This is a genomic window from Psychrilyobacter sp. (assembly GCF_037132775.1).
Classification (GTDB): domain Bacteria; phylum Fusobacteriota; class Fusobacteriia; order Fusobacteriales; family Fusobacteriaceae; genus Psychrilyobacter.
This window is the reverse complement of record NZ_JBAHZY010000033.1, coordinates 1-7057: the sequence shown is the minus strand read 5'-3', so window position 1 is coordinate 7057 and position 7057 is coordinate 1. Positions and strand designations below refer to the sequence as shown.

The 7057-nt window shown below is 31.9% G+C and carries 7 protein-coding genes and 1 pseudogene; 5 read left to right on the top strand and 3 right to left on the bottom strand.

Going from position 1 to position 7057, the window contains the following annotated elements:
• The first annotated feature begins 226 nt into the window (after window positions 1-226).
• Genes pstC through V5784_RS02055 form a run of 4 tightly spaced genes read left to right on the top strand, consistent with a single transcriptional unit; the run spans window position 227 to window position 3507 of the window.
• Complete coding sequence (gene pstC / locus V5784_RS02070; RefSeq protein ID WP_336887389.1) at window positions 227-1105, top strand: phosphate ABC transporter permease subunit PstC; 879 nt, start codon at window positions 227-229, stop codon at window positions 1103-1105.
• 21 nt (window positions 1106-1126) lie between these two features.
• Window positions 1127-1972, top strand: a complete 846-nt coding sequence (gene pstA, locus V5784_RS02065; RefSeq protein WP_336887388.1) for a phosphate ABC transporter permease PstA — start codon at window positions 1127-1129, stop codon at window positions 1970-1972.
• 47 nt (window positions 1973-2019) lie between these two features.
• Window positions 2020-2784, top strand: a complete 765-nt coding sequence (gene pstB / locus V5784_RS02060; protein WP_336887387.1) for a phosphate ABC transporter ATP-binding protein PstB — start codon at window positions 2020-2022, stop codon at window positions 2782-2784.
• Between the two features lie 45 nt (window positions 2785-2829).
• Window positions 2830-3507, top strand: a complete 678-nt coding sequence (locus V5784_RS02055) for a PhoU domain-containing protein (protein WP_336887386.1) — start codon at window positions 2830-2832, stop codon at window positions 3505-3507.
• Window positions 3508-3994: 487 nt separating this feature from the next.
• Here V5784_RS02055 and V5784_RS02050 read toward each other — a convergent pair whose 3' ends face one another.
• The 3 genes from V5784_RS02050 to V5784_RS02040 form a co-directional block, all read right to left on the bottom strand.
• Window positions 3995-4480 (bottom strand): tetratricopeptide repeat protein, encoded by a 486-nt coding sequence (locus V5784_RS02050; protein WP_336887385.1) that lies wholly within the window; start codon window positions 4478-4480, stop codon window positions 3995-3997.
• A 23-nt stretch (window positions 4481-4503) separates the two neighbouring features.
• A complete protein-coding gene (locus V5784_RS02045; protein ID WP_336887384.1) occupies window positions 4504-5493 on the bottom strand; it encodes an AIR synthase family protein in 990 nt (329 codons plus the stop codon).
• Between the two features lie 325 nt (window positions 5494-5818).
• Window positions 5819-6334: a GNAT family N-acetyltransferase gene (locus V5784_RS02040; protein WP_336887383.1), complete on the bottom strand. Its 516-nt coding sequence runs from the start codon at window positions 6332-6334 to the stop codon at window positions 5819-5821.
• A gap of 362 nt (window positions 6335-6696) precedes the next feature.
• Here V5784_RS02040 and V5784_RS02035 point away from each other — a divergent pair.
• Window positions 6697-6897: pseudogene (locus V5784_RS02035) on the top strand (cold-shock protein).
• Window positions 6898-7057: the final 160 nt, after the last annotated feature.

Below are 7057 nucleotides of genomic sequence, written 5' to 3'. Positions count from 1 at the left end.
AGATAGAAAAGGTGTTGAGGCTAAATTAGTAGAATTTGCACTTTCACCAAAAGGACAAGCAGTAGTAAAAAAAGAAGGATTCGTTCCAGTTAAATAATGAATTAATCATCGCCAACCCCTACAATTGAATAGGGGTTGGTAATACAATTCTATTATTTTAAGTTTATAACTGTAAAATAATCGGTTATAAATTTAAAATAATAATTATAAATAAGGAGGAAAAATAATGAATATAAGAAAAAATAAAGATTTATTTATGAAAAATAGTATCTTCGGGATAGCAGGATTTAATATAATAATTGTATTTTCAATATTCTTCTTTGTTTTCATAAACAGTATGAAGTTTTTTACAGATTTTCCCATAGGAGATTTTTTTATGGGAAGGGAGTGGATATCCCTTTCTGATAAATATGGATTGTTACCATTATTTATGGGAAGTTTCTGGGTAACGTTGGTAGCGCTTGGAATATCTGTACCACTTAGTCTGATCACAGCAATATATATAGCTGAATATGCAAAACCCAAAACTAGAGAGGGACTTAAAGTTCTTATAGAAACTATGGCAGCTTTACCTTCAGTAGTACTAGGTTATATAGGATTATATGTTCTTTCTAATCCAATCAAGGAATTCTTTGGATTAAATACAGGACTTACAGCACTTACAGGTGGTATATTATTAGCCTTTATGTCGATCCCTACTATGGTAAGTATCTCAGATGATTCAATCAGAGCACTGGATAAATCTTATAAGGAAGCATCTTTAGCTCTAGGAGCAAATAAATTAGAAACCATAATTAAGATAGTCTTACCGGCAGTGTTCCCTGGGATATTCGCAGGAATCATGCTGGGGTTTGGAAGGATCATAGGGGAGACAATGACGGTACTTATGGTGACGGGTAATGCACCCATCTTAAATTCTGGAATACTTTCACCGGTAAGAACACTTACGGCAACTATTGCCGCTGAGATGGGAGAGGTAGTACATGGCAGTACTCATTATTATTCTCTTTTCGCAGTAGCACTTGTGTTATTCGCCATCAGTTTTGCTACAAATACAATAGCTGATCATTTTATACACAAATCTAGAAAGATAATGGGAAAATAAAATATTAAAAGGAGGTAAATAATGAGTATACTCAAGGGAAAAGGAGAAAAAATAATAGAGAGTTCTATAAAGGTAGTAGGATTACTTTCTATACTTCCAGTAGTTCTCATCTTAGGATATATAATCTTTACAGGAATCCCCTCTATTTCATGGGAATTTTTAAGTCAAGCTCCCAAAGATGGAATGAGAGCAGGAGGAATTTTTCCGGCAATCATAGGAAGCATCTATCTTACACTAGGAACTATCATCGTATCTGTACCATTTGGAATACTTACAGGAGTTTATCTTGTAGAATATTCCAAGGACAATTGGATAAGAAGAACTATAAACCTTACAATAGTTAATTTAGCTGGAATACCCAGTGTAATCTATGGACTTTTTGGGATGGCTTTTTTCGTAATATATATGGGAATGGGAGCTTCGATTATGGCAGGTTCTTTGACCCTTGGAATAATGTGTCTGCCAGTAATTATAACAGCTACTAGAGAATCATTATTGGCAGTACCAAATCACTTGAGAGAGGCATCCCTAGCATTGGGTGCAACCAAATGGGAAACTATATGGAAAATTATTCTCCCGGCGGCATCACCTGGGATACTTACAGGAGTTATCTTGAGTATATCTAGGGCAACAGGAGAAACAGCCCCGATAATGTTTACTGTAGCAGCATTTTATCTGCCATTTTTACCAGAGAGTATCTGGGATCAAACTATGACATTACCGTATCACCTATATGTAATAGCTACCCAGGTACCTAATATGCCAAAAGCTAATATGGATGGAACATTATTTGTTTTAGTAGCAATAACGGTAGGGTTTAACTTGTTGGGAGCATATGTAAGAACAAAATTTAATAAACAGAGATAGGTTTTAAACTGTTTAATAATATAACTTTGATTTTAGGAGGAGAGAGGATGAAAAATAATGAACTCAGGCTGGAAGTAAAAAACTTTAACTTTTACTATGGAGAATTTCAGGCCTTAAAGAATATAAATATGGATTTTCATAAAAATAAAGTAACGGCTCTTATCGGACCGTCTGGATGTGGTAAATCTACATTTTTAAGATCTATAAATAGAATGAATGACCTTATAGATATATCAAAATATGAGGGTGAAATTAAATTAGATGGAGATGATATTTTCGCTAAGAAATACGATATAGTTGAACTCAGAAAGAAAGTCGGAATGGTATTTCAAAAACCAAATCCATTCCCAAAGACTATCTATGAAAATATCATCTATGGTCCAAAACTTCATGGTGAAAAAGATAAGAACGTCTTAGATGAAATAGTGGAAGAGAGTCTAAAGGCGGTAGCTTTATGGGATGAGGTAAAAGATAAACTTCATAAGTCAGCTCTCGGACTTTCTGGTGGACAACAACAAAGATTATGTATAGCAAGAGCTATCGCAGTAAAACCAGAGATACTTTTGATGGATGAACCTACATCGTCACTCGACCCTATCTCCACAGCAAAGATAGAAGAATTAATAAGAAAATTAGAAAAAGATTATACTATAATCATCGTCACTCATAATATGCAGCAGGCTGCAAGAATCTCTACCTACACCGGATTTTTTTACCAAGGTATGGTGGAAGAATTTAACAAGACAGAGAAGATCTTTACCAATCCTGATAACAAGAAAACAGAAGACTATATCACAGGTAAATTTGGATAAAAAAAAATTGGAGTTTGAAACTCCTAAAAAATCCAGGAGGTTAAAATGAAAAATCTTCACGAAAGAATAGATGGTATAACAGAAAATTTTATAGAAATGTTTAAAAATGTAGACAGACTTTTCAAAATAAATATGGAGATGCTTGAAAAAAGAGTGTTTATTCAATCTCTCTATGGGGAGGCAAAGGTAGTAGAAGACAAAATAAATTCTTATGAGGTAAAGATAAAAGAGGATTCTATCCTCGCTATAGTTAGATTCCAACCAGCTGCCGGAGATTTAAGAGCTCTTCTCACCTTTATCGACAGTGTTAAAATGTTAGAGAGAATGGGAGACCTTTTAAAAAATAATCTCAAACTTCTTAGAAAACTCAAAAAATATAATGACAGCACAGGTGAACATATTTATATCATAGAGGAGATGGCAAAGAAGGTTAATGATATATTTGAGATCTATATCGAGGCCTTCATAGAAAGAGATGAAAAAAAAATGTATTCCCTTTTAGCTGATGATGAAGAGATCGACGAGATGAGAGACGAAGCTATAAAGGAAATAATAAAATTTATGAAGGAAGATCCCAATAATATCGAAGGTGGAAGCATAATTTTGCTTTTAAGTAAGAAATTTGAGCGACTTTCAGACAAGATTATGCAACTTGGAAAGGGTCTAGTTTATACAGTTAACGGCGAAAACTTAAGAAAGCAAGAACTTGAAAACAAATTCTAAATCACTGTAATTCCCAAGTGAAATAAGGCTACTTATGCTACCTTTAAGGGTATTTTTAAACCCCTTTAGGGTAATGGGTGGCCCTTTTAGTCCTCTTAATGGACTAAACTGTTTTTCACCTTTCAAGCCCAATAGTACCAATGGTTTGAAGGCTTTGTAGTTTGGCATATTTCGACTACAGGGGTATAATCACAAGGGGAAGTTTTTAGGAGGCCCTAGGAGGGCAATAAGAGAGAATAATTGAAAATGGAGAAAAAAACTTTAGTCGCAGATTACGCAGAGATTATACGAATATTAATTTTTTCTATACCCAATAAAAAAAATTAAATGTATGCAGATTTTAACCGAGAAAATAAAAAAACTCCTGTGCTATAGCAGCAGAAGTTTATACATTTAATATTTTTCTTTTATTCATATTTAATATTTTTTATAATCATGAATCAAAATATTGATATATCCTTCGTGTAATTCGTGACAAAAAAGAACTTTAAAATATTTCATCTAATTTATCTGAATAAAACAAAATAGCATCTTTATAACTTTTAATTTTAGTGTCATTTGAAGTTTCACCTATAATTCTTAGCAATATTTCCATAGATTTTTTATGGTCACCTAGATTATAGAGGGTCATAGAATAGAAAACTTCAAAATCTTTATTGTCTGGAAATTCACTCATAGCCCTTTCAAAAATTTCTTCTGATTTCTTATATTCTCCTACAGAGCGGTAGGTACTTCCTAAACCTAGATAAGCCCCCTCTAAATTCTCACTAGAAAGTCCATTTTCAATAGCTTTAAGATAATAAGGAATAGCTTCTTTTTCCCGTTCTAATGCATCATAACACCATGCACATTGATAATTAGCTATAGAATCATTAGAATTTTCTTTTAGATAGGTTTTTATAATTTCTAAAGCCTTTAATTTTTCCCCATTTTTTCTAAGCTCAATTATTTTTTTTAATATGGATACCTTCATCTAATCCCTCCTAAGATTTTTTTTTACACAACTTTGTAGAGTTCATCACTTTCTGGTTCAGATATATTTGACCTTTGATCTTCGGAGTTATACATAAATTTTTCCTCGACATTTTGTGTGAAATAACCTATTTCAAAAGTAGGAATCTCATTTGATATTAATTTATCGAGTAGTTCATCTTTATTTTGAGGAGATACAACTATAAGCATGGATCCGCTGGAAATTAATTTTAATGGATCGATCTTATAATAATCACAAATTTTATGGGTAACGTCAGAAACATTGAGCTGATCATGGTAGATAGTAACTCCTAATCTAGAAAGTTCTGCAACTTCCCAAATAGCTCCTAATATCCCCCCTTCAGTCACATCATGCATCCCTTTAGATAGTTTTGACGATAGCAGACCTTCTCTGACTACACTAGTTAGGTCCATCATAGATTTTGCATGGTTAATCTCATATTGAGACAACACAGCTTTTAATTCTTCCTCTTTTTCATAGGCTATGATAGCCGTCCCCTCTATTCCAGTTCCTTTAGTAAGTAATACTATGTCTCCCTCTAAAATTTCTTTTTTATCTTCATAGTGAGCCTTAGTTCCAAATCCTAGCCCAGTCACAGAGACTATGATCTTATTTACAGCATCGGTAATCTCTGTATGTCCTCCTAAGATATCAATATTTAATACAGTACATTCAGATTCCATATCCACCATGATATTTTTTAGATCTTCTACACTTGTAGACGGAGGAGCTAATATGGTTACCATGATACCCATAGGTTCTACTCCTGTAGTAGCCAAATCATTACAAGTTATATTTACTGCTAATTTCCCTATCTCAGAAACTGCACCGGTTATAGGATCACTACTGATATAACATACCTTTTCTCCGAGATCTATAGCGGCACAGTCATCTCCTATTCCTGGGGAATTTAAAAATTCCTTTCTTTTTTTCTTTATATTATTAAATATTATTTCTTTTAGTTGTGAAGCAGTCAATTTTCCTATTTTCATTAATCTTCATCCTCTCAAATTTTAAATTTAGTCATTATAAAATATTATAGCATAAAGAGGGGGAGGGAAACTTATTTTTCCTATAAAACTTTCAATGCAGATAACTGAAACTTAGAGTTATGAATATAACACTGTAGTTGAACTTATGCAGATGTATGAGATTGTTATGAAATTACAAGATCAACATTCCTGTACACAGAGGATACTGAGATACACGGAGTTAAATCTTTTTTTGCCACCAAGAGTATACGAATATTAATTTTGATCATATTAAAGAAAAAAATTAAATATAACTCTAAAATAAAAAAGCCTCTCAAAAGAGTCTTTATTTTATCAATGACATTAGAAATGCAGAATAATATTTACCATTAATACAAAAATATCTAGAAATTTCTCCTTCTGTTTCAAATCCAAATTTTTTATAAAGATTAATGGCTTGTATATTATCACTTCTAACTTCCAGTTCAAATTTTGTTAATTTTTTATTTAAATTGAAAAAATCGACAGCCTTATTCATCAGCAAACTTCCTGCACCTATTCCCCAAAAGTCTTTTAATACGTTGATACCAAAAGTTGCTCTGTGGCTAAGTCTTTTTCTTGAAAAAATATTAATTCCAAGCATACCAATTAATACCCCATCATACTCACAAATATATAATTTATTGTTAGAATTAATAATGTTTTCTATTCGTTTTTCCTGACTTTTAACTGTAAAACCATCTTCCTTTCTTTCTTCCGAATTACAAGCCAAAAATTCAGTTTCATCCGAAGTTTTCATAAAAATATTATATATTTCTTTAGCATCTGAAATTACAGCTTCCCGAACTATCAAATCTTTCATAAAACCCCCTAATTTTTATATTTTTTTATCCAGTATACCATATTAATTTAAGTTTTAATGCCTATAATTTTGTTTTTAAGCGATTTTATATTTTAATCATGTTAGATAACATGATATTGATTATAGTCTTGAAAATCATAGTTACACAACTAAAAAAAGACAAATAGATTTAGTTTATCTAAGTGCCCTTTTTAGGATATTTGAATAAAACTTTACTATCTGTAACATCTGTGATACTATATTGATAGTAACAGAGAGTGAGACAAGAGCTTCATTGGTTAAGAAGCCCTTCAATAGGGTTGAAAGTTAAATGGATTTTAAGAAAAACTTATTTGTATTAAAATTTTACGGAGGTAACACACATGTTAAAAGGAACAGTTAAATGGTTTAATGATGATAAAGGATTTGGATTTATTTCAGCAGAAGATGGAAACGACTACTTCGCACACTTTTCTCAAATTGCAAAAGAATGATTCAAAACTTTACAAGATGGAGAAGAAGTAACTTTTGAAATCATTCAAGGTGATAAAGGTCCTCAAGCTTCAAAGATCGAAACTGTATAATCATAGATAATTTTGAATATGGGCGTATCCCAAATTTAGTGTAAATTAATTTTAACCTTCTTAGTTGATAGAGTATAATCTATTAAACTGAGGAGGTTTTTATGGTTAAGAAAAGAAGAAGAGAGGTAGATCCATTAATTGCTGAAATTATGGATAAATA

Bases quoted from the DNA above. Each gene is read 5' to 3' on its own strand.
- pstC (WP_336887389.1), top strand. From the start codon at position 227: ATGAATATAAGAAAAAATAAAGATTTATTTATGAAAAATAGTATCTTC.
- pstA (WP_336887388.1), top strand. From the start codon at position 1,127: ATGAGTATACTCAAGGGAAAAGGAGAAAAAATAATAGAGAGTTCTATA.
- pstB (WP_336887387.1), top strand. From the start codon at position 2,020: ATGAAAAATAATGAACTCAGGCTGGAAGTAAAAAACTTTAACTTTTAC.
- V5784_RS02055 (WP_336887386.1), top strand. From the start codon at position 2,830: ATGAAAAATCTTCACGAAAGAATAGATGGTATAACAGAAAATTTTATA.
- V5784_RS02050 (WP_336887385.1), bottom strand. From the start codon at position 4,480: ATGAAGGTATCCATATTAAAAAAAATAATTGAGCTTAGAAAAAATGGG.
- V5784_RS02045 (WP_336887384.1), bottom strand. From the start codon at position 5,493: ATGAAAATAGGAAAATTGACTGCTTCACAACTAAAAGAAATAATATTT.
- V5784_RS02040 (WP_336887383.1), bottom strand. From the start codon at position 6,334: ATGAAAGATTTGATAGTTCGGGAAGCTGTAATTTCAGATGCTAAAGAA.